The organism is Bradyrhizobium sp. AUGA SZCCT0431, from assembly GCF_018131065.1.
In the GTDB taxonomy this organism is placed as follows: Bacteria; Pseudomonadota; Alphaproteobacteria; order Rhizobiales; family Xanthobacteraceae; genus Bradyrhizobium.
In genome coordinates, this window is the sequence record NZ_JAFCLR010000012.1 from 189,311 (window position 1) to 210,140 (window position 20,830).

Below are 20,830 nucleotides of genomic sequence, written 5' to 3' on the forward strand. Positions count from 1 at the left end.
GGCGTGCGAAGCACGAACCCGGAATCTCGAGATTCCGGATAACCGCTGCGCGGTTTCCGGAATGACGAGCTAAATCATGATCCCCGTCACTTCCTTCGCGGGCAAGACGGTCGCCGTCTTCGGGCTCGGTGGCTCCGGGCTCGCGAGCTGCCACGCGCTCAAGGCGGGCGGCGCGGAGGTGATTGCCGGTGACGACAGCGCCGATAATGTCGCCAAGGCGGCGCAGGAAGGCTTCATCACCGCCGACCTGCGTACGGCGTCTTGGGATAATTTCGCCGCGCTGATACTGACGCCCGGTGCGCCGCTGACCCATCCGGCGCCGCATTGGTCGGTGCTGATGGCGCGGCAGGCCGGCGTCGAGGTGATCGGCGACATCGAACTGTTTTGCAGGGAACGAAGGCGTCACGCACCCGATGCGCCGTTCGTCGCCATCACCGGGACCAACGGCAAATCCACCACCACGGCGCTGATCGCGCACCTGATGAAGGTCGCCGGTTACGACACCCAGATGGGCGGCAATATCGGCACCGCGATCCTGTCGCTGGAACCGCCGCGGATGGGGCGGGTGCATGTGGTCGAGATGTCGTCCTATCAGATCGATCTGGCACCCTCGCTCGATCCGTCCGTCGGCATTCTCCTCAATGTGAGCGAAGACCATATCGATCGCCACGGCACGCTGGAGCACTACGCAGCGGTAAAGGCGCGGCTCGTCGCGGGCGTGCAGCCGCAGGGCACCTCCATCGTCGGTGTCGACGACGGCTGGTGCCGCAACATCGCCGACCGGCTCGATCAGGCCGGCAAGCGCGTGGTGCGCATCTCCGTGAAAAACCCGCTGCCCGACGGCGTCTATGTCGAGCGCGAAACCATCGTTCGGGCGTCCGGCGGCGCGCGGAGCGAAATCGCAAAGCTCGGCGGCATCGGCTCATTGCGCGGCCTGCACAATGCGCAGAACGCGGCTTGCGCCTCGGCCTGCGCGCTGGCGATGGGTATCTCGACCGATACCTTGCAGAACGGCCTGCGCAGTTTTCCGGGTCTCGCCCACCGCATGGAGCAGGTTGGTCGCCGCGGCAATGTGCTGTTCGTCAACGATTCCAAGGGCACCAATGCGGACGCGGCAGCGCATGCGCTGTCGTCCTTTGGTGACATCTTCTGGATCGCCGGCGGCAAGCCGAAAATCGGCGGCATTACCAGCCTCACCGAATATTTCCCGCGCATCCGCAAAGCCTATCTGATTGGCGAAGCCGCGCAGGAGTTTTCCGGCACGCTCGGCACACGCGTGCCGCACGAGATTTCGCAAACGCTCGAGGTCGCCGTCGCCGGCGCCACGCGCGACGCCGAAGCCTCAGGCCTTGCCGATCCCGTGGTGCTGCTGTCGCCGGCCTGCGCCTCGTTCGACCAGTACCGCAATTTCGAAATCCGCGGCGCCAAATTCCGCGATCTCGTCACGGCGATGCCGGGCGTGAAGCCGGTGGTGTGACGTGCCGTCATGGCGGCATAGCCGTCTGAAGGGCGGCGTCGCTTCCGCTCGCCTATGCCCGGCCATCCACGTCTTTGGTGCGGCAAAGGCTTAAGTCGTGGATGCCCGGCACGAGGCCGGGCATGACGAAGGAGGAGAGGTTGCTCTCCACCCTCCTACGCATCACTCCTTCGACTTCGCACTTCGACCGGTTCGCGCTGGCTTGAACAGATCGAGGTCGATCGCCTGGCCCATCGCCAGATAGCCGGTGCGGTTGGGGTGCAGCTTGTCGCCGGCGCCTCCCGTCGTGCTGTCGGGCACGAACTCCGGCTTGAGGCCACCCGATTGCGGATCGAGCGTCGCCTTGTCGAAATCGATCACGCCGTCGAATGTGCCTGATGTGCGGATGAAGTCGTTCAGTGCCTTTCGCTTGGTGTCCTGTTCGGCGAAACCATGCGCCGCGCTGGAACTTCCCAATGCCGTGGTCACGGTGGCGCCGATCACGCGGACATTCGGCCATTTCGCGCGCAGCCGGGCGACGCCCTCCTTCATCGCTGCGATGACCTTGTCGCTTTCGGTGTTGCCGTTCTTGCTGAAGTCGTTGATGCCTTCCAGCCAGATCAGGCTGGAGATGCCGGAAAGCGTCAGCACGTCGCGGTCGAGCCGCTGGCCCGAGGCGGGGCCGCCGGCGAATGGTTTGCTTGCGCCGTACTCGGCAGGTCCGGCGATCTGGTTGCCGCCGATGCCGCCATTCACCACCGCGACCTTGTTGCCATGGATTGCCTTGAGGCGGCGCGAGAGCACGTTGGGCCAGCGGTCGTCGCCGTTCATGGTGGACGCGGTGCCGTCGGTAATGGAATCGCCGAACGCCATGATGGCGAAAGCATCCGTGGGCGCGGTCATCTCGATCGCATCGAGGAAAAACCAGGATGCGGTCGTATAGGGGAAGGCCGCCTCGTCCTCCAAGGTGCCTTTGGATCCGGCGCCGGGCGCGGTGACGTAAGAGGTCGTCAGCGCCTTGGCGTGCCAGGTCATCGGACCGCTCTCACCTGCGATGTGAAAGCTCACCGCGAGCTTGCGGCCGGCGAGGTTGTCGGGCTGCCCTGCGAACGGCAGCGTGACCGCGTCGCTCCAGACCGAGGTGCCGGGTGGGACGGTGACGGACATCTTGCCGCCAAACGTCACCAGGCGATTGGAACCGCGGAGCAGCGCCGCACTGCCCAATTGCAGGCCGGCACAAACGCCGTCGAATGTCACGGGCTTGGTGCCGAACGCGTTGCTGAAACGAAGGCGGGCCTGGCGGCCCCACAGATCGGGACGCACGATCAGGCGGAAGGTCTGATCCCGCGCGCCGGCTGCAGGATCGGGAAAGGCGAATTTCTGGTCGGGCTGGGCGGACGGGTTGCCGACAGGATAGGGGCCCTGGACCGAACCCGTCCATGAAACCACCCAGTTCTCGTCCTTGGCGGATGCGCTCTGAAGCGATGCGACGAGCAGCGATGCGGCGACGAGACAGGTGAGCGATTGCATGGTTTCCCCCTTTGATTTTGGGGCCCACCCTAAAGCCGCGGGCGCAAATCGTGAAACCGAAAAATTTGAGACGGTCCATTAACCCCTTGGAAACCATCCTCCGCCACCAATGGACGTTACCTCTGCCATTTGGGGACGCCCATGCTCGCCCGTGACCAACGCACCCCGTTCTCGGAATGGTGGTGGACCGTGGATAGACTGCTGCTCGCGGCGATCATCGCGCTGGTCGTGGGCGGCCTCATCCTGTCGCTGGCGGCGAGCCCGCCGGTGGCGACCCGGATCGGGCTCGATCCCTTCCACTTCTTCAACCGGCACGTGATGTTCCTGCTGCCGTCCTTCATCGTGCTGATCGGGGTATCCTTCATGTCCCCGAAGAACATCCGCCGCGGGGCGCTGCTGGTATTTGCGGTCTCGATCGTGCTGATCGTGGCGACACTGATGTTCGGCGCCGAGGTCAAGGGTTCGCGGCGCTGGATCACGTTGCTCGGCGTCAACATCCAGGCCTCCGAATCCGCCAAGCCTGCTTTCGTCGTGATCGCGGCGTGGCTGTTTGCGGAATCGACCAAGCGTCCGGAGATGCCGGCAACCTCGATGGCGATGGTGCTGCTGTTGATGCTGGTGTCGCTGTTGGTGATGGAGCCGGATTTCGGCCAGACCATGCTGATCCTGATGGTGTGGGGCGCGCTGTTCTTCATCGCGGGCATGCGGATGATCTGGGTGGTCGGTCTTGCCGGCGCCGCCGCCGCCGGATTGTTCGGCGCCTATCTGCTGGTGCCGCACGTCGCCCACCGCATCAAGCGATTCATGAATCCCGGCTCGGGCGATACGTTCCAGCTCGACATGGCGATGGATGCATTCTGGAACGGCGGCTGGTTCGGGCTCGGGCCCGGCGAAGGCATCGCCAAGCGCAGCCTGCCGGACAGCCACACCGACTTCGTGTTCGCGGTGGCGGCGGAAGAGTTCGGCATCATCCTGTGCCTGGCGCTGGTCGCATTGTTCGCCTTTGTCGTGATCCGCACATTGCTGCGCGCCTACGCCAGCGAGGACATGTTCTCCCGGTTTGCCGCTTCCGGCCTCGCCATCCTGTTCGGCGTGCAGGCCGCGATCAACATGGCGGTCAATCTGCAGCTGATCCCCGCCAAGGGCATGACGCTGCCGTTCATCTCCTATGGCGGCTCCTCGTTCCTCTCGCTGGCTTACGGCGTCGGCATGATGCTGGCGCTGACGCGGCAGCGCCCGCGCACCGAGATCGAGTCGCAGAACAATGCCAACTCGGTGCGGAGTTACGCGTAGGCGGCGAGGTAGATCTAACCCCGTCATTGCGAGCGCAGCGAAGCAATCCATAGCGCGGCATAACGGATAGATGGATTGCTTCGCTGCGCTCGCAATGACGGCTGATTGGCTATAGAAGAATTCCCATGGATACCTCACCCCTCATCCTACTCGCGGCTGGCGGCACCGGCGGCCATTTATTTCCGGCGGAAGCGCTCGGCGTCGAGCTGATCAAACGCGGCTTTCGCGTGCGGCTCGCGACCGACGCCCGCGCGCTGCGCTACAGCGGCTTGTTCTCCAGGGCCAAGGACAATATCGACGTGGTGCCGAGCGAGACCGTGCGCGGCCGCAACCCGATCGCGCTGGCGCGCACCGCTGTCATGCTCGGCTATGGCGGCCTCATAGCGCTCAATCTGGTGCGGCGGCTGAAGCCATCAGCCGTGATCGGCTTCGGCGGCTATCCGACGCTGCCGCCGCTGATGGCGGCCAGATTGCTCGGCGTGCCCAGCCTCATCCACGACGCCAACGCGGTGCTCGGTCGCGCCAACCGGTTTCTCTCAAGCCGCGTCAACGCGATCGCGACCTCGCTGCCGGGCGTGCTCGATCGCGATCCGGCGCTGGCAAGCAAGGCAACGACGGTGGGCACGCCGATGCGTCCGGCGATCCTGGCGGCCGCCGCGATTCCCTTTGCGTCGCCCGAGGCGAACGGGCCGCTTCGCCTGCTGGTGGTCGGCGGCAGCCAGGGCGCGCGCGTGATGAGCGACATCGTGCCACCGGCGATCGAACGGCTGGAGCCGGTGTTGTGGAGCCGGCTGATCCTGACGCAACAGGTGCGCGAAGAAGACATGGCGCGGGTGCGCGCGATCTATGACCGGCTCAAGATCAGCGCCGAGCTGGCGCCGTTCTTCACGGATTTGCCGGCGCGGCTGGCTTCCAGCCATCTGGTGGTCTCGCGCTCCGGCGCCGGCACCGTGGCTGAACTCGCCGCGATCGGCCGGCCCTCGATCCTGGTGCCGCTGCCCGGCGCGATCGATCAGGACCAGTTCGCCAATGCCGGCGTGCTGGCCAAGGTCGGCGGGGCGCTGCGCATCGCGCAGGCGGAGTTCACGCCGGACCGCCTGGCTTCTGAAATCTCCGCACTCGCCGCCGAGCCGGCGAAGCTGACCGAGATGGCCGCCGCCTCCCGCACCGTGGGCAGGCTGGACGCTGCCGAGCGGCTGGCCGATCTGGTGCAGAAAGTTGCCGGAATCTAGGCGGAAAAAGCTCTTGTCATGCCCCGCGAAAGCGGGGCATCCAGTACACCGCGCCGATGGTTGGACTCGCTGGCGGCGCGGAGTACTGGATCGCCCGCTTTTGCGGGCGATGACGCCGAGGAACGAACCATGAGACTGCCGCGCGAGATCGGACCCATCCACTTCGTCGGGATCGGCGGCATTGGCATGAGCGGCATCGCCGAAGTCCTGAGCAATCTCGGCTATACCGTGCAGGGTTCGGACGCCTCTGAAAGCGGCAACGTCACTCGGCTGCGCGACAAGGGCATCACCGTCTCGGTCGGCCACAAGGCCGAGAATGTCGACGGCGCCGACGTGGTGGTGGTCTCGACAGCGATCAAGCGCGACAATCCCGAACTGATGGCGGCGCGCGCCCAGCGCATTCCCGTGGTGCGCCGCGCCGAAATGCTGGCCGAATTGATGCGGCTGAAAAGCTGCGTCGCGATCGCCGGCACCCATGGCAAGACCACGACGACGACGATGGTCGCGACGCTGCTCGACGCCGGCGACCTCGATCCGACCGTGATCAATGGCGGCATCATCAATGCCTATGGCTCCAACGCGCGATTGGGCGCGGGCGACTGGATGGTGGTGGAGGCCGACGAGAGCGACGGCACGTTCCTGAAGCTGCCGTCCGATGTCGTGATCGTCACCAACATCGATCCCGAGCATCTTGATCACTTCAACACTTTCGAGGCGATCCAGGATGCATTCCGCAATTTCGTCGAGAACGTGCCGTTCTACGGCTTTGCCGTGATGTGCACCGATCATCCTGTGGTGCAGACCCTGGTCGGCAAGATCGAGGATCGCCGCATCATCACCTATGGCGAGAACCCGCAGGCCGATGTGCGGCTGGTCGATCTCACGCCGATGGGCGGCGGCTCGAAGTTCAAGGTCGTGTTCCGCAACCGCAAGACCGACGCGACCCACGAGATACCCGACATCATGCTGCCGATGCCGGGACGCCACAACGCATCGAATGCGACGGCGGCGATTGCGGTGGCGCATGAACTCGGCATTTCCGACGAGGTGATCCGCAAGGCGATGGCGGGCTTTGGCGGCGTCAAGCGGCGCTTTACCAAGACCGGCGAATGGAACGGCGTCACCATCATCGACGATTACGGCCATCACCCGGTCGAGATCGCAGCGGTGCTGAAGGCGGCGCGCGAATCCACCAACGGCAAGATCGTCGCCGTGGTGCAGCCGCATCGCTTTACCCGCCTGCAATCGCTGTTCGAGGAATTCTGCACCTGCTTCAACGACGCCGATGCGGTCGTCGTCGCCGAAGTCTATCCGGCGGGCGAGGCGCCGATCGAGGGCATCGATCGCGACCATTTCGTGCTCGGCCTGCGCGCACACGGCCATCGCGAGGTCATTCCGCTGCAAAACTCTTCCGAACTTGCCAAGGTGATCAGCGGCATCGCTGATAGCGGCGACTACGTCGTCTGCCTCGGCGCCGGCAACATCACCCAATGGGCCTACGCGCTGCCCGGCGAATTGAAGGTGCTGGGGTAGACGTGGCAGCATTCCCCGACATCACCCTCGATCTCAAAGCTGCGATGCCCGACCTGCGCGGGCGGTTGCTGGCGAACCAGTCGCTGGCAGAGCTGACCTGGTTTCGGGTCGGCGGTCCGGCGCAGGTGTTGTTCACGCCGTCGGATGAAGATGATCTCGCGTACTTCCTGAAAAAACTGCCGAACGCATTGCCGGTCTATGTCGTCGGCGTCGGTTCCAACCTGATCGTGCGCGATGGCGGCATTCCCGGCGTCGTGATCCGCCTGTCGCCGCGCGCGTTCGGCGAGACCCGCGCCGATGGCGACGTCGTGGTCGCAGGCACCGCCGCGCTCGACAAGCGCGTGGCGGAAACCGCGGCATCAGCCACTATCGGCGGCATGGAATTCTTGTTCGGCATTCCCGGCACCATCGGCGGCGCGCTGCGCATGAATGCCGGCGCCAATGGCAGCGAGACCAAGGACGTCCTGATTGAGGCCACCGGCATCGGCCGCGACGGCACGAAACATGTCTTCAGCAATGCCGACATGAAGTTCGTCTATCGCAACAGCGGCGTTGATCCTTCCATCATCTTCACCTCCGCGCGTTTCCGCGGCGCCATTGCCGCGCCCGAAACCATCCGGGCGCGGATGGAAGAAGTGCAGACCCATCGCGAGACCGCGCAGCCGATCCGCGAAAAGACCGGCGGCTCGACCTTCAAGAACCCGCCCGGCAACAGCGCCTGGAAGCTGATCGACGCCGCCGGCTGCCGCGGCCTGCGCGTCGGCGGCGCGCAGGTGTCGGAAATGCACTGCAACTTCCTGATCAACACCGGCAACGCGACCGGGCATGACATTGAAACGCTGGGCGAAACCGTGCGTGCGCGGGTTAAGGAAAATTCCGGAATCGAGTTACACTGGGAAATCAAGCGGATCGGGATTCCAACCTAGTTGTCATTCCGGGGCGCGCATCGCGCGAACCCGGAATCTCGAAACGATATAAGGGCAATGAGATTCCGGGTCTGGTCCTTCGGACCATCCCGGAATGACGAAAGAGCAGGGCAAGGCTGATGCGGATTACCATTCTCTTCGGCGGCACCAACAAGGAGCGGCTGGTCTCGGTGGCGAGCGCGCAGGCGCTGCATCGGGCCTTACCGGAGGCGGATCTGTGGTTCTGGCACGTCGCCGACACCGTGCACGACGTAAAGTCGGAAGCCCTGCTCAATCACCAGCGGCCGTTCGAGGACGAATTCGACCCCGGCAATCGCGGCATCGCATTCGAAGCGGCGCTCGATAAAGCGAAAGCCGAAGATCGCGTGCTGGTGCTCGGCCTGCACGGGGGCAGGGCGGAGAACGGCGAACTGCAGGCGATGTGCGAAATGCGCGGCATTCCCTTCACGGGATCCGGCTCGGCGTCCTCAAATCTGGCCTTCGACAAGACCGCGGCCAAGCGCTTCGCGGCGATTGCGGGCGTGGAGACGCCGGTAGGCATCGCGCTCGACGATATCGATGCCGCGTTCGCCGAATACGGCAAGCTGATTGCGAAACCGGCGCGCGACGGATCGAGCTACGGCCTGATTTTTGTCAACGCCAAGCAGGACCTCGTCGCGGTCCGGAATGCCGCCAAATCGGAGGAATATCTGATCGAGGCATTCGTTTCCGGCGTCGAAGCCACCTGTGGCGTGTTGGAGCGATCCGACGGCACCATCATGGCGCTGCCGCCCGTCGAGATCATCCCGGGCGAGGGCGCGTTCGACTACACGGCAAAATACCTGCTCAAATCGACCCAGGAGATTTGCCCGGGCCGGTTTTCGCCCGCGATTACCGCTGACCTGATGGATCACGCGCACCGGGCGCACCGGGCACTGTCGTGCAGCGGCTATTCCCGGAGCGATTTCATCGTCTCGGCCAAGGGGCTGATCTATCTCGAGACCAACACCTTGCCGGGGCTGACCGCCGCCTCGCTCTATCCGAAGGCGCTGAAGGCCCAGGGAATCGATTTTTCCGATTTCCTGCGCGACCAGATCGTACTGGCCGAGAAGCGTGTCGACAGGCGGGGGTGATTCGCCGGGTTAATGCGCCAAATGAGGGAACTCGCCCGGCCCGGATGAAATATTACTAAAATCCTAACCAATGCCCGGCAAACTACTCACAAGGCTGCTCAAAACACGCCGCTGACCGGTCAGATTTACCCTTTGTTTACCAGGAAGTCCGAAGGTTAACGCTGGCGGCGCATGTGGCGCTTGGCTGCCGGGGCGTAAGCTGTTGCGGATTTCCGCTTCGACGATCGCATCGAGGGAAAAATGGCCTCCTCACAACCGAGGTCTTAACCCATCCCGGCATCACCGAGACATCACGTGCGCCAGAGCCCGCAAGCCTTTTTGCGGGAACAACTTTTTGACGAGCTCGTGCAATGGATGGTGCAGGACGCCTCGCTCGATCGCTGCGATCGCTGGGGCCCCAAGCTGACCTGAAAGCCGCCGCTATCGGAGCGGTCGTGCTGTTGCGCGAGCGGCTGGGCCTTCGCGCCCGCGTGCGGGCGAAGCGGGTGATCGACCGCGAACCGCCGAACCGCCTGATCCTGTGGCTCGAACGTTACCTGCCGAACCGTGCCGGCGTCGCCCTGACCGTGCTGATGCTGCTCGGCAGCGCCTTGCTTGGTGTCGTCAAGGGCGGCCATGTCGACGAGTTCGTCGGTGCGCTCAGCGATACCCGCAACGCGCTGGCGAATTCGGCCGGCTTCCGCATCACCGAGGTGGCCATCAACGGCCGCAAGCAGCTGAGCCAGGATGAAGTGCTCGCGATCGGCGGCGTCAACGGCCGCTCCTCGCTGCTGTTCCTCGATGCCGCCACCGTGCGCGACAAGCTCAAGACCAATCCCTGGATATCAGACGCCGCGATCCTGAAGCTTTATCCCGGCCGGCTGCAGATCGACATCGTCGAGCGTACCGCGTTCGCGCTGTGGCAGCAGGACGGCCGGCTGTCCGTCATCGCCGAGGATGGCGCGGTGCTCGAACCCTATATGTCGCGGCGCTTCATCTCGCTGCCGCTGGTGGTGGGCAAGGGCGCCGCCGACAAGGCGAGGGATTTCCTGGCGCTGCTGGATCGCTATCCGCAGGTCCGCAGCGTGACCAAGGCTGCGATCTATGTCGGCGAACGGCGCTGGAACCTGCGCCTCAAGGACGGTCTCGATATCCGCCTGCCGGAGCACGACGTCGGCAATGCGCTGGCGCTGCTGAGCAAGCTCGACAAGGAGGACAGGCTGTTCTCCCGCGACATCGTCGTGGTCGACATGCGCCTGCCGGACCGGCTGACGGTGCTGCTGTCCGAAGACGCGGCGAAGGCCCGCGAGGAACTGTTCAAGGACAAGAAGACCAAGAAAAAAGCCGGTGACGCAGCATGACCGGCCTCGATCGCAACCAGACCCCGAAGACGCGGCCGATGGCGCAGAAGCGCACCGCGCTGGTGGCCTCGCTCGACATCGGCACCAGCAAGATCGCCTGCATGATCGCGCGGCTGAAGCCGTCGCCGCCGAACGAGGCACTGCGCGGCCGCAGCCACGCGGTCGAACTGATCGGTTACAGCCAGATCCAGTCGCGCGGCGTCAAGGCCGGTGCGGTGGTCGATCTGGCCGAATGCGAACAGGCGGTGCGCCAGGCGGTGGCGCTGGCCGAACGCATGGCCAAGGTCCGTGTCGAATCCGTCTTGCTGTCGGTCTCCGGCGGCCGGCTGCAGGGCCAGCTGGTCGAAGCCGCCGCCGATATCAGAGGCGGCTCGGTCACCTCGGAAGATGTCACCCGCGTGACGTCCACCGGCATGCGCCACGCCACCGGCGAAGGCCGCACCGTGCTGCACGCGCTGCCGGTCAGCTACACGCTGGATGGCGTCAAGGGCATCCGCGATCCCCGCGGCATGGTGGCGCGGCAGTTCGGCGTCGACATGAACGTCGTGACGGCGGATGCCACGGTGGCCAAGAACCTGATGCTGGTGGTCGAGCGCTGCCATCTCAACGTCGAGGCCATGGCGGCAAGTCCTTATGTGGCAGGCCTTTCGGTCCTCACCGACGACGAAGCCGACATCGGCGCCGCCGTGGTCGAGATGGGCGCCGGATCGACCACGATCGCGACCTATTCGGCCGGACGCTTTGTGCACGCCTCGGGGTTTGCGGTCGGCGGGCAACACATGACGATGGATCTTGCACGCGGCGTCGGCGCATGCATTGCGGATGCCGAGCGAATCAAGACCTTATACGGCACCGTGCTGACCGGCGGGTCAGACGCGCGCGAGCTGATGTCCGTACCGACCGCAGGCGATGACGAGCGCGATGCGCCGCAGATCGTCTCGCGCGCCACGATCGCGAACATCGTCCGGCATCGCGCCGAGGAGATCTTTGAAATGGTCCGGGACCGGCTCGCGGATTCCCCCTTTGCGGCAGAGCCGCGGGCGCGGGTTGTCCTGAGCGGCGGCGCGTCCCAGCTCACCGGTACCGTCGAGCTTGCCACCCGCATTCTCAACCGGCCGGTCCGGATCGGCCGCCCGCTCGGCTTCGGCCGGCTGCCCAATGAGGCCAAGAGCGCTTCGTTCGCGGTGCCCGCGGGCCTCCTGGTCTATCCGCAATACGCACACCTTGAACACGTCGAACCGCGGCATACGCGGCAGCTCAGGACAGGGACTGACGGCTATTTCGGAAGGGTCGGACGATGGCTTCGAGAGGGCTTCTGATGACCGGTTTTCATACCAAACGACATTCATCAACTCCTGCACCAACTCCTGCACCCACTCCCGCGGCCGTCGGCCGGGGCGAACCAACGCGCGCGTAATAATCGAGAGGCAACCATGGCACTCAATCTGACACCCCCTGACATCAGCGAGCTGAAACCACGGATCACCGTCTTCGGCGTCGGTGGAGCAGGCGGCAATGCCGTCAACAACATGATCACTGCCGGGTTGCAGGGCGTCGATTTCGTCGTCGCCAATACCGACGCGCAGGCGCTGACCATGTCCAAGGCCCAGCGCATCGTGCAGATGGGCACGCAAGTGACCCAGGGCCTAGGTGCCGGATCGCAGCCCGATGTCGGTGCGGCCGCGGCCCAGGAGGTCATCGACGAGCTCCGCGATCATCTCACCGGCGCCAACATGGTGTTCGTCACCGCCGGCATGGGCGGCGGCACCGGCACCGGTGCAGCCCCCGTGATCGCCAAGACCGCGCGCGAGATGGGCATCCTCACCGTCGGCGTGGTGACAAAGCCGTTCCACTTCGAAGGCCAGCGCCGCATGCGCACCGCCGAATCCGGCATTGCCGAACTGCACAAGGTGGTCGACACGCTCTTGATCATCCCGAACCAGAACCTGTTCCGGGTCGCCAACGAAAAGACCACCTTCGCCGACGCCTTCGCGATGGCTGACCAGGTGCTCTATTCGGGCGTCGCCTGCATCACCGACCTGATGGTCAAGGAAGGCCTGATCAACCTCGACTTCGCCGACGTCCGCGCCGTGATGCGGGAAATGGGCAAGGCGATGATGGGCACCGGCGAAGCCACCGGCGAGAAGCGCGCGCTGACCGCGGCCGAGGCTGCGATCGCCAATCCGCTGATCGACGACTCGTCGATGAAGGGTGCGCGCGGCCTGTTGATCTCGATCACCGGCGGCAAGGACCTGACCCTGTTCGAAGTCGACGAAGCCGCCACCCGCATCCGCGAGGAAGTCGACCAGGACGCCAACATCATCGTCGGCGCGACCTTCGACGAAAACCTCGACGGCGTCATCCGCGTCTCCGTCGTTGCCACCGGTATCGAACAGGCGCTGATCGCGCGCAACGCGGCCGGAGGCGGTGCTGCGGTCGCGACCAACGCGGCCGCCCCGACGCCGGACACCCGTCTGGCCGATCTCACCGCACGGCTGCGTGCTGACAACCAGCGCCTTGCCGACCGCGCCCAGAAGCTCGAGGCCCCCGCGTCCGCCCAGCAGGCCGCGCCACCCCCGGTTCCCGCCGCCGCCCCGCAGCAGCGCGGGTCCAGCAGCGTCGAGCGTGCCGCGCTCGCCGCCATTGCCGCGGCGGTCGCTCCGGAAGTGCCGCAGGCCCAGGCGCCGTTGCAGCCCGGTTCCTATGGCGACGTCACGGTTCGCCCGATTGCGCAGAAGCCCACGCTGTTCCCGGATCACAACGAGGCGGCCCGCGCCGAGCCGGAAGCGCATGCTGCGCTGCCGGAGACCTTCATCCCGCAGGCGGCCGAACGTCCGCCCGCCCGCAGCCCGCGGATGCCGAAGTTCGAGGACCTTCCGATGACGGCCCAGGCCGAAATCCGGCAGGCCCGCGGCGAGTCGGAAGAAGAGCATCCGCAGAAGGCCCGGCTGTCGCTGCTGCAGCGCCTGGCCAATGTCGGCCTCGGCCGCCGCGACGAAGAGAGCGAGCCGCCGATCGCGGCCCGCGCCTCCGGTCCGGCGATGGCGCCGCTGCCCGAGCGCAAGCCGCAACGTTCCGTCGCCCAGCAGATGGGCAACGAGCCGGTATCTGAGTATGCCCGACGTCCCGCGCCGCAAGGTCTGGATGTCCATGGCCGCCCCGCACCTGTTGCCGCGGCGCCACAGGGCGACGACCATCTTGATATCCCGGCCTTCCTCCGGCGGCAGTCCAACTGAGTTTTTGTTACAATTCAGGCAACCCAAAAGGCCCCGGCGGTTTCAGCCGGGGCCTTTTTCCTGTGCAATGCGAGGCTTCAAAGCTTCGTAATCAAGTCACTGATATTAAATGATTAATTATGATTTCCGTGATCTGATGCGGCGGCCGGAACGAGGCCGGACCGCGCCGGAATTTGGTTAAGCCTTGGCCTGAATGCGGCAGAGATAGGGTAACAATCGGTAAAAAAGCGTGAGTTGTGCGCTCAAGGGCAGTGACTATGGTCTGCCGTGACTTGGGGATACCGGAAGCAGATTCGACGCGAAAGCGGACCTTTTCTGTCTGAAGGTATAAGTCGGTAGTGGGCGATTATCGAATGAAGTTCAGCCGTCAGACAACGCTTCGGTCGCAAGCCACCGTGACGGGTGTCGGCGTTCATTCTGGTTTACCTGTTAATCTGACTATCGGACCTGCGCCTGTCCACGCAGGTTTTATTTTTGTCCGCACCGGTCTTGATGATGCCGACCGCGAAGTTCCCGCGATCGCGGAATCCGTGATCGCCACCGACTTTGCGACCGTACTCGGTGACCGCCAGGGCCCGCTCGTTTCCACCGCCGAACATGTGCTTGCTGCGCTGCGGGGCATGGGTGTCGATAACGCCACCATCGAAGTCGACGGCCCGGAAGTTCCGATCATGGACGGCAGCGCGGCTGCCTTCGTCGCCGCCATCGATCAGGCAGGCATCGTGACCCAGTCCGCCGCGCGCCGCTTCATTCAAGTGCTGAAGCCGGTGCAGGTCGCAATCGGTGATTCCTTCGGCGAACTGCTGCCCTATGCCAACGGTTTCCGCGCTGAGGTCGAGATCGACTTCGCCAATCCGGTGATCGGCCGCCAGAGCTATTCGCTCGATCTGAGCCCCGAAAGCTTCCGTCGCGAGATTTCCCGCGCCCGGACCTTCGGCTGCATGAATGACGTGGCGCGGCTCTGGAGCGCCGGTTTCGCGCTCGGCGCGTCCTTTGAGAATTCGGTGGTATTCGACGAGACCCGTCTGCTCAACACCGAAGGCCTGCGCTACAGCGACGAATGCGCCCGCCACAAGGTGCTGGACGTGATCGGTGATCTCGCGCTGGCCGGCCTGCCGTTGCTCGGCGCCTACCGGTCGTCGCGTGGCGGCCACAAGCTCAACCACGCGGTGCTGACGGCCCTGATGGCCGATCGCAGCGCCTGGCGGGTGGTCGAGGCCGAACCGGCACGCCGCCCCCGCGTCGAAGCCGGCGCCGGAATGGTCGGCGGTATGGTCGCTCCGGCCTATGGCCCGGACGTGTCCTGACTTTCTATTTGGAAATGTCCTGAAGCCGGCTTTCCGGCCGCCCATCCCAATTTCCGTAGTAACCACAATTAGTAACGATGGTGTCTTGCCGCCTTAATCCGGGCGAAATGCCTGCGTATTCGGTTGGTTAAGGACCATTTTTCGGCTAGATAGGCCCGCGGTTGCAAGACAGGGCGCCACCAATACTGAGCGCTTGGGAATATGGGGCACGGGGAATATTGCGTTCATGACCGCGGTTCATGGATGAACGGGCTCAACCACCAGCCGCACCGCTACCAACTGCGTAGCTACAACTGCGTAAAAGGCGTCAGGTCTCACATTTCATGTCGGCACAGCGTATGACGCTCGAACCATGCAAATCATCCGGCCTTTATCGGGCCGGCCGGTCGCTCCGGCTGGCGGCGGGCCTGATCGTGCTGGCTGTCCCCTTGAGCGGATGCGGCACCGGTTCGCTGTGGGACAAGTTCACCGCCAAGGACGACACCTTCATCGAGGAACCCGCGGACAAGCTCTACAATGAGGGCTTGTACCTGATGAACCAGCGCAAGGATGCGAAGGCGGCGACGAAGAAATTCGAAGAGGTCGACCGGCAGCATCCTTATTCCGACTATGCGCGCAAATCGCTGCTGATGTCGGCGTACTCGTTCTACTCAGCCGGCGACTATGACGGCTGCATTGGCGCGGCGACCCGTTACGTCACGCTGCATCCGGGCAGCCCCGACGCCGCCTACGCGCAATATCTGATCGCGGCTTCCCATTATGACCAGATCCCGGATATTTCGCGCGATCAGGGCCGCACCGAGAAGGCGATCGCCGCGCTCGAAGAGGTGATTCGCAAATATCCGACCTCGGAATACGCCACCAGCGCCAAGGCCAAGCTCGAAGGCGGGCGTGACCAGCTTGCCGGCAAGGAAATGGATGTCGGCCGCTATTACATGAAAAAGCGCGACTACACCGCGGCGATCAACCGCTTCAAGACCGTGGTCACCCGCTACCAGACCACGCGCCATGTCGAGGAGGCGCTGTTCCGCCTCACCGAGGGCTATATTGCGATCGGCATCGTCGGCGAAGCGCAAACCGCCGCCGCCGTCCTTGGGCACAATTTTCCTGACAGCCGCTGGTACAAGGACGCCTATAATCTAGTAAAGTCCGGCGGTCTCGAGCCGAGCGAGAATCAGGGTTCCTATATTTCCAGGGCCTTCAAGAAGATGGGTCTCGGCTAGGAATTTAGTTCGCATGCTGGCCCGTCTGTCGATCCGTGACATCGTCCTGATCGAACGGCTCGATATCGAGTTTTCCCGTGGCCTCGCGGTGCTGACCGGGGAGACCGGCGCGGGCAAATCCATCCTGCTCGATGCCTTCGCGCTGGCGCTCGGCGGCCGCGGCGACGCCGGGCTGGTCCGCCACGGCGTGGAGCAGGGCCAGGTCACCGCCACCTTCGACGTGCCCAAGGGCCATCCGGCCGCAAAGATCCTCTCCGAAAACGGCCTCGACGACGCGAGTTCTCAAGATTCTTGCGAGCTGATCCTGCGCCGCGTGCAGCTCGCCGACGGGCGCACCCGCGCCTTCATCAACGACCAGTCGATCAGTGTGCAGACGCTCAAAGCCGTTGGTGCTGCGCTGGTCGAGATCCACGGCCAGCACGACGAACGTGCGCTGGTGGATGCCTCGACCCACCGGCAACTGCTCGACGCCTTCGCCGGGCTCGAAAAAGACGTGGCTGCGCTGGAAACGCTGTGGGATATCAGGCGCACCGCCAACAATGCGCTCGACGCCCACCGCGCCGGCATGGAGCGCGCCGCCCGCGAAGCCGACTACCTCCGCCACGCCTCCGACGAATTGAAAGCGCTGCGGCCCAGGGAAGGCGAGGAAACCGAGCTCGCCGAACGCCGTACCACGATGATGCAGGGCGAAAAGATCGCCAGCGATCTGCGCGAGGCGCAGGAGGCCGTCGGCGGCAACCATTCGCCGGTCCCGGCGCTGGCGGCCGCGGTGCGGCGGCTGGAACGCCGCGCCGCCAATTCGCCGGCGCTGGTCGAGCCCGCGGTGAAGGCGATCGATATCGCGATCAACGCGCTGGAGGAGGCCGATCAGCATCTGAGCGCCGCGCTGATTGCCGCCGATTTCGATCCGGCCGAGCTGGAGCGGATCGAGGAGCGCCTGTTCGCGCTGCGCGCCGCCTCGCGCAAATATTCGACGCCGGTCGAGGCGCTGGCGGCGCTGGCCGCGAAATATGCCTCCGACGTGGCGCTGATCGATGCCGGCGCGGACCAATTGAAGAAGCTGGAAGCCGCCGCTGATGAAGCCGACAAGCGCTACGCCGCGGCAGCGACCAAGCTCTCGGCCGCCCGCACCAAAGCTTCGGAAAAGCTCAACAAGGCCGTCAACGCCGAACTGGCGCCGTTGAAACTCGAACGTGCAAAATTCATGGCGCAGGTCGAGACCGACGCCCAATCGCCAGGCCCGCAGGGCATCGATCGCGTCGAGTTCTGGGTCCAGACCAATCCCGGCACCAAACCGGGGCCGATGATGAAGGTCGCCTCCGGCGGCGAGCTGTCGCGCTTTTTGCTGGCGCTCAAGGTGGTGCTGTCCGACCGCGGCTCGGCGCCCACGCTGGTGTTCGACGAAATCGATACCGGCGTCGGCGGTGCGGTGGCGGACGCCATCGGCGCCCGGCTGGCGCGGCTTGCCGGCAAGGTCCAGGTGATGGCGGTGACCCACGCGCCGCAGGTCGCCGCCCGCGCCAACCATCATCTCTTGATTTCCAAGGACGCGATGGACAAGGGCAAGCGCGTCGCCACCCGCGTCAACGCGCTCGCCGCCGACCACCGCCGCGAGGAAATCGCCCGGATGCTGGCAGGCGCCGAGATCACCGCGGAAGCACGGGCCGCCGCCGACCGGCTGCTGCGCGCGGCGACGGCGTAGATTCTCTCCGTCATTCCGGGGCGCGAAGCGAACCCGGAATCTCGAGATTCCGGGTTCGATGCTTCGCATCGCCCCGGAATGACGAACTTAAATACAGATCGACTCGTACAAATCTTTCCAAAGCGGATTCTGTGCTTCGATAAGTTGAGTCTTCCAACTCCGCTTCCATTTCTTGAGTTCTTTCTCACGGGAAATCGCGGAAATCGGATCGTCGTATATTTCGAACCAAACCAGCTGTGTGATATTGTATTTGGACGTGAACCCCGGGACGGCCTTTATCCGATGCTCGTAGATTCGACGCACGATGTCGTTGGTAACGCCAACGTAGATCGCTCCATCTCTTCGGCTCGCGAGAATGTACACGTAGTAGGCCATGCTACCGGTGCCCTTACATCGAGATTCCGGATATGGTCCTGCGGACCATTCCGGAATGACGAACAGCCTACATCATGATTGCAAAATCCAAAAAACCGCTCGTTGACGTCGCCAAGCTGACCAAGGCCCAGGCCAAGGTCGAGCATGTCAGGCTTTCGCTGGAGCTTGAGGCGCATAACGAGCGCTACTACCAGAAGGACGCGCCGACCGTATCGGACGCGGCTTACGACGCGCTGCGTCAGCGGCTGGAGGCGATCGAGGCAAAGTTTCCTGACTTCGTTACGACGGATTCGCCGACGCAAAAAGTCGGCGCAGCACCGGCGCGCGGGTTCGCAAAAGTGCAGCACGCCGTTGCCATGCTGTCGCTCGGCAACGCCTTCAGCGACGAGGACGTCACCGAATTCGTCGATCGCATCAGGCGTTTCCTCAAGCTCGATGCCGACCATATTCCGGCGCTGGTCGCCGAGCCGAAGATCGACGGCCTTTCGCTGTCGCTGCGCTATGAGAACGGCGAACTGGTCCGCGCCGCGACCCGCGGCGATGGTTTTACCGGTGAGGACGTCACCGCCAATGTCCGCACCATCAAGGATATTCCGCACACGCTGAAGGGCCGCAACATTCCGGCGGCCTGCGAAATGCGCGGCGAAGTCTACATGCTCAAGAAGGATTTTCTCGAGCTGAACAAGAAGCAGGCGGAAGCCGATGACACGGTGTTTGCCAATCCGCGCAATTCGGCGGCCGGCTCGCTGCGCCAGAAGGATGTTTCGATCACCGCGTCGCGGCCGCTGAAATTCTTCGCCTATACCTGGGGCGAGATGAGCGAGCGGCCGGCCGATACGCAGCACGGCATGCTGGAGTGGATGGACAAAGCCGGCTTTGTCGTCAACCCGCGGACCGAGCTTTGCAAGAATGTCGATGACGTTCTCAAATTCTACAGCAAGATCGGCGAGGAGCGCGCCACGCTCGGTTACGATATCGACGGCGTGGTCTACAAGGTCGACCGGCTCGACTGGCAGGATCGCCTCGGTTTCGTGTCGCGCAGCCCGCGCTGGGCGATTGCGCACAAATTCGCGGCCGAGCAGGCGACCACGATCCTCAACGGCATCGACATCCAGGTCGGCCGCACCGGGGCGCTGACGCCGGTGGCGCGGCTCGAGCCGGTCACGGTCGGTGGCGTCGTCGTTTCCAACGCGACGCTGCACAATGAGGATTACATCAAGGGCATCGGTAACGATGGCAACCCGATCCGCGACGGCGTCGACCTGCGCATTGGCGACACCGTCGTCGTTCAGCGCGCCGGCGACGTGATCCCGCAGGTCGTCAGCGTCGTCATGGACAAGCGGCCGAAAAACGCAAGGCCATACAAATTTCCGGAAACCTGTCCGGTGTGCGGCAGTCACGCGGTGCGCGAGGAAGACGAGGCGGTGCGGCGCTGCACCGGCGCCCTGATCTGCCCGGCGCAGGCGACAGAGCGGCTGAAGCATTTCGTCTCCCGGCTGGCGTTCGATATCGACGGCCTCGGCGACAAGCAGATCCAGGAGTTTTACGAAGGCGGCCTCGTGATGTCGCCGGTCGACATCTTCACGCTGCAGAAGCGCGACGCCCGCTCCACCAGCAAGCTGATGGCGCGCGAGGGCTATGGCGAGACCTCGGTGCGCAATCTGTTCAACGCGATCGACACCCGCCGCAGCATCGACCTGCATCGCCTGATCTTCGCGCTCGGTATCCGCCATGTCGGCGAAGGCAACGCCAAGTTGCTGGCGCGGCATTACCACACGATCGATAATTTTCGCGAGGCGATGCTGGCGGCCGCCAAGGGCACGAAGGATGACGAGAACACCACCGAGGCCTATCAGGACCTCAACAATATCGGCGGCATCGGCGAGATCGTGGCTGAAGCCGTGGTCGAGTTCTTTGCCGAACCGCGCAATGTGAAGGCGCTCGGCGAACTCCTGCGCGAGATCGAGGTGAAGCCCGCCGAACGGCCGCGCAAGAGCTCGCCGGTCTCGGACAAGACCGTGGTGTTCACGGGCTCGCTGACCAAATTCACCCGCGACGAAGCCAAGGCGGTGGCGGAACGTCTGGGCGCCAAGGTCGCGGGCTCGGTGTCGAAGAAGACGGACTATGTCGTTGCCGGCGAGGATGCTGGATCCAAGCTGATAAAGGCGCGTGAGCTGGGAGTGGCCGTGCTGACCGAGGATGAGTGGCTGACACTGATCGGGGAATGAGCTCTCTCTCTCTCTCTCTCTCTCGTCATTGCGAGGAGCGTTAGCGACGAAGCAATCCATGCTTCTGCTGCCACACGATGGATTGCTTCGCGGAGCCTGTCATCGGGCGCGCATTCGCGCGACCCGGTGGCTCGCAATGACGGAGAGGTGCGACAAAATAACCCGACGGGCAAATCACTTCTGTTTTACAGAAATCATGTCAAGCCCCGAAATAAAAAATATTTCGCTTTTCCAGAAGGGCAATCAGGAGTATATCTTTGGCCATCCCGTCCTGCTCAGAGGGGCGTTGGCCATCGTCGCGAACGTAGGACGGGGATGCGATGGACGTCGATGTTGC

Annotated in this window: 15 protein-coding genes and 1 pseudogene; 14 read left to right on the forward strand and 2 right to left on the reverse strand. The window is 64.2% G+C overall.

What is annotated here, in order from left to right; all coding sequences use genetic code 11:
• The first annotated feature begins 76 nt into the window (after positions 1–76).
• Positions 77–1,477: a UDP-N-acetylmuramoyl-L-alanine--D-glutamate ligase gene (gene murD / locus JQ567_RS14460; protein WP_212439434.1), complete on the forward strand. Its 1,401-nt coding sequence runs from the start codon at positions 77–79 to the stop codon at positions 1,475–1,477.
• A 162-nt stretch (positions 1,478–1,639) separates the two neighbouring features.
• On the opposite strand, the gene JQ567_RS14465 is transcribed toward murD, so the two are convergent.
• Complete coding sequence (locus tag JQ567_RS14465) at positions 1,640–2,986, reverse strand: GDSL-type esterase/lipase family protein (RefSeq protein ID WP_212439435.1); 1,347 nt, start codon at positions 2,984–2,986, stop codon at positions 1,640–1,642.
• A 141-nt stretch (positions 2,987–3,127) separates the two neighbouring features.
• Here JQ567_RS14465 and ftsW point away from each other — a divergent pair, with 141 nt between their 5' ends.
• The 12 genes and pseudogenes from ftsW (at position 3,128) to recN (ending at position 17,890) form a co-directional block, all read left to right on the forward strand.
• Positions 3,128–4,279 (forward strand): putative lipid II flippase FtsW, encoded by a 1,152-nt coding sequence (ftsW, locus tag JQ567_RS14470; protein ID WP_212439436.1) that lies wholly within the window; start codon positions 3,128–3,130, stop codon positions 4,277–4,279.
• Between the two features lie 125 nt (positions 4,280–4,404).
• Positions 4,405–5,511: an undecaprenyldiphospho-muramoylpentapeptide beta-N-acetylglucosaminyltransferase gene (gene murG / locus JQ567_RS14475; protein WP_212439437.1), complete on the forward strand. Its 1,107-nt coding sequence runs from the start codon at positions 4,405–4,407 to the stop codon at positions 5,509–5,511.
• A gap of 129 nt (positions 5,512–5,640) precedes the next feature.
• Positions 5,641–7,044 (forward strand): UDP-N-acetylmuramate--L-alanine ligase, encoded by a 1,404-nt coding sequence (gene murC / locus JQ567_RS14480; RefSeq protein ID WP_212439438.1) that lies wholly within the window; start codon positions 5,641–5,643, stop codon positions 7,042–7,044.
• A 44-nt stretch (positions 7,045–7,088) separates the two neighbouring features.
• The gene (gene murB / locus JQ567_RS14485) at positions 7,089–7,970 is read left to right on the forward strand and encodes a UDP-N-acetylmuramate dehydrogenase (protein ID WP_409363600.1); all 882 of its coding nucleotides are present in this window, start codon (positions 7,089–7,091) and stop codon (positions 7,968–7,970) included.
• Positions 7,971–8,089: 119 nt separating this feature from the next.
• Positions 8,090–9,082, forward strand: coding sequence for a D-alanine--D-alanine ligase (locus tag JQ567_RS14490; protein ID WP_212439440.1), 993 nt, complete (start codon positions 8,090–8,092; stop codon positions 9,080–9,082).
• A gap of 77 nt (positions 9,083–9,159) precedes the next feature.
• Positions 9,160–9,493, forward strand: a pseudogene (locus JQ567_RS38150) (D-alanine--D-alanine ligase); the annotation flags it as partial.
• Entirely contained in the window at positions 9,433–10,422 is a 990-nt protein-coding gene (locus tag JQ567_RS14495; RefSeq protein WP_212439441.1) for a cell division protein FtsQ/DivIB, read from the forward strand. The pseudogene JQ567_RS38150 and the gene JQ567_RS14495, both read left to right, overlap by 61 nt.
• Entirely contained in the window at positions 10,419–11,741 is a 1,323-nt protein-coding gene (gene ftsA / locus JQ567_RS14500; RefSeq protein ID WP_192738062.1) for a cell division protein FtsA, read from the forward strand. Before JQ567_RS14495 ends, ftsA begins: the two co-directional genes overlap by 4 nt.
• A gap of 114 nt (positions 11,742–11,855) precedes the next feature.
• Positions 11,856–13,658 carry a cell division protein FtsZ gene (ftsZ, locus tag JQ567_RS14505; RefSeq protein WP_212439442.1) on the forward strand — a complete coding sequence of 601 codons (1,803 nt, stop codon included), beginning with the start codon at positions 11,856–11,858 and terminating at the stop codon, positions 13,656–13,658.
• Between the two features lie 353 nt (positions 13,659–14,011).
• Entirely contained in the window at positions 14,012–14,965 is a 954-nt protein-coding gene (lpxC, locus tag JQ567_RS14510) for a UDP-3-O-acyl-N-acetylglucosamine deacetylase (protein WP_212439443.1), read from the forward strand.
• A 323-nt stretch (positions 14,966–15,288) separates the two neighbouring features.
• Complete coding sequence (locus JQ567_RS14515) at positions 15,289–16,188, forward strand: outer membrane protein assembly factor BamD (RefSeq protein WP_212439444.1); 900 nt, start codon at positions 15,289–15,291, stop codon at positions 16,186–16,188.
• A gap of 13 nt (positions 16,189–16,201) precedes the next feature.
• Entirely contained in the window at positions 16,202–17,890 is a 1,689-nt protein-coding gene (recN, locus tag JQ567_RS14520) for a DNA repair protein RecN (protein ID WP_212439445.1), read from the forward strand.
• Positions 17,891–17,977: 87 nt separating this feature from the next.
• On the opposite strand, the gene JQ567_RS14525 is transcribed toward recN, so the two are convergent.
• Complete coding sequence (locus JQ567_RS14525; RefSeq protein WP_212439446.1) at positions 17,978–18,265, reverse strand: GIY-YIG nuclease family protein; 288 nt, start codon at positions 18,263–18,265, stop codon at positions 17,978–17,980.
• 74 nt (positions 18,266–18,339) lie between these two features.
• On the opposite strand from JQ567_RS14525, the gene ligA reads away from it, so the two are divergent.
• Complete coding sequence (gene ligA / locus JQ567_RS14530) at positions 18,340–20,493, forward strand: NAD-dependent DNA ligase LigA (RefSeq protein WP_212439447.1); 2,154 nt, start codon at positions 18,340–18,342, stop codon at positions 20,491–20,493.
• Positions 20,494–20,830: the final 337 nt, after the last annotated feature.

Coding starts and splice junctions, on each gene's coding strand:
- murD (WP_212439434.1), top strand. CDS start 77: ATGATCCCCGTCACTTCCTTCGCGGGCAAGACGGTCGCCGTCTTCGGG.
- JQ567_RS14465 (WP_212439435.1), bottom strand. CDS start 2,986: ATGCAATCGCTCACCTGTCTCGTCGCCGCATCGCTGCTCGTCGCATCG.
- ftsW (WP_212439436.1), top strand. CDS start 3,128: ATGCTCGCCCGTGACCAACGCACCCCGTTCTCGGAATGGTGGTGGACC.
- murG (WP_212439437.1), top strand. CDS start 4,405: ATGGATACCTCACCCCTCATCCTACTCGCGGCTGGCGGCACCGGCGGC.
- murC (WP_212439438.1), top strand. CDS start 5,641: ATGAGACTGCCGCGCGAGATCGGACCCATCCACTTCGTCGGGATCGGC.
- murB (WP_409363600.1), top strand. CDS start 7,089: ATGCCCGACCTGCGCGGGCGGTTGCTGGCGAACCAGTCGCTGGCAGAG.
- JQ567_RS14490 (WP_212439440.1), top strand. CDS start 8,090: ATGCGGATTACCATTCTCTTCGGCGGCACCAACAAGGAGCGGCTGGTC.
- JQ567_RS14495 (WP_212439441.1), top strand. CDS start 9,433: ATGGATGGTGCAGGACGCCTCGCTCGATCGCTGCGATCGCTGGGGCCC.
- ftsA (WP_192738062.1), top strand. CDS start 10,419: ATGACCGGCCTCGATCGCAACCAGACCCCGAAGACGCGGCCGATGGCG.
- ftsZ (WP_212439442.1), top strand. CDS start 11,856: ATGGCACTCAATCTGACACCCCCTGACATCAGCGAGCTGAAACCACGG.
- lpxC (WP_212439443.1), top strand. CDS start 14,012: ATGAAGTTCAGCCGTCAGACAACGCTTCGGTCGCAAGCCACCGTGACG.
- JQ567_RS14515 (WP_212439444.1), top strand. CDS start 15,289: ATGTCGGCACAGCGTATGACGCTCGAACCATGCAAATCATCCGGCCTT.
- recN (WP_212439445.1), top strand. CDS start 16,202: ATGCTGGCCCGTCTGTCGATCCGTGACATCGTCCTGATCGAACGGCTC.
- JQ567_RS14525 (WP_212439446.1), bottom strand. CDS start 18,265: ATGGCCTACTACGTGTACATTCTCGCGAGCCGAAGAGATGGAGCGATC.
- ligA (WP_212439447.1), top strand. CDS start 18,340: ATGATTGCAAAATCCAAAAAACCGCTCGTTGACGTCGCCAAGCTGACC.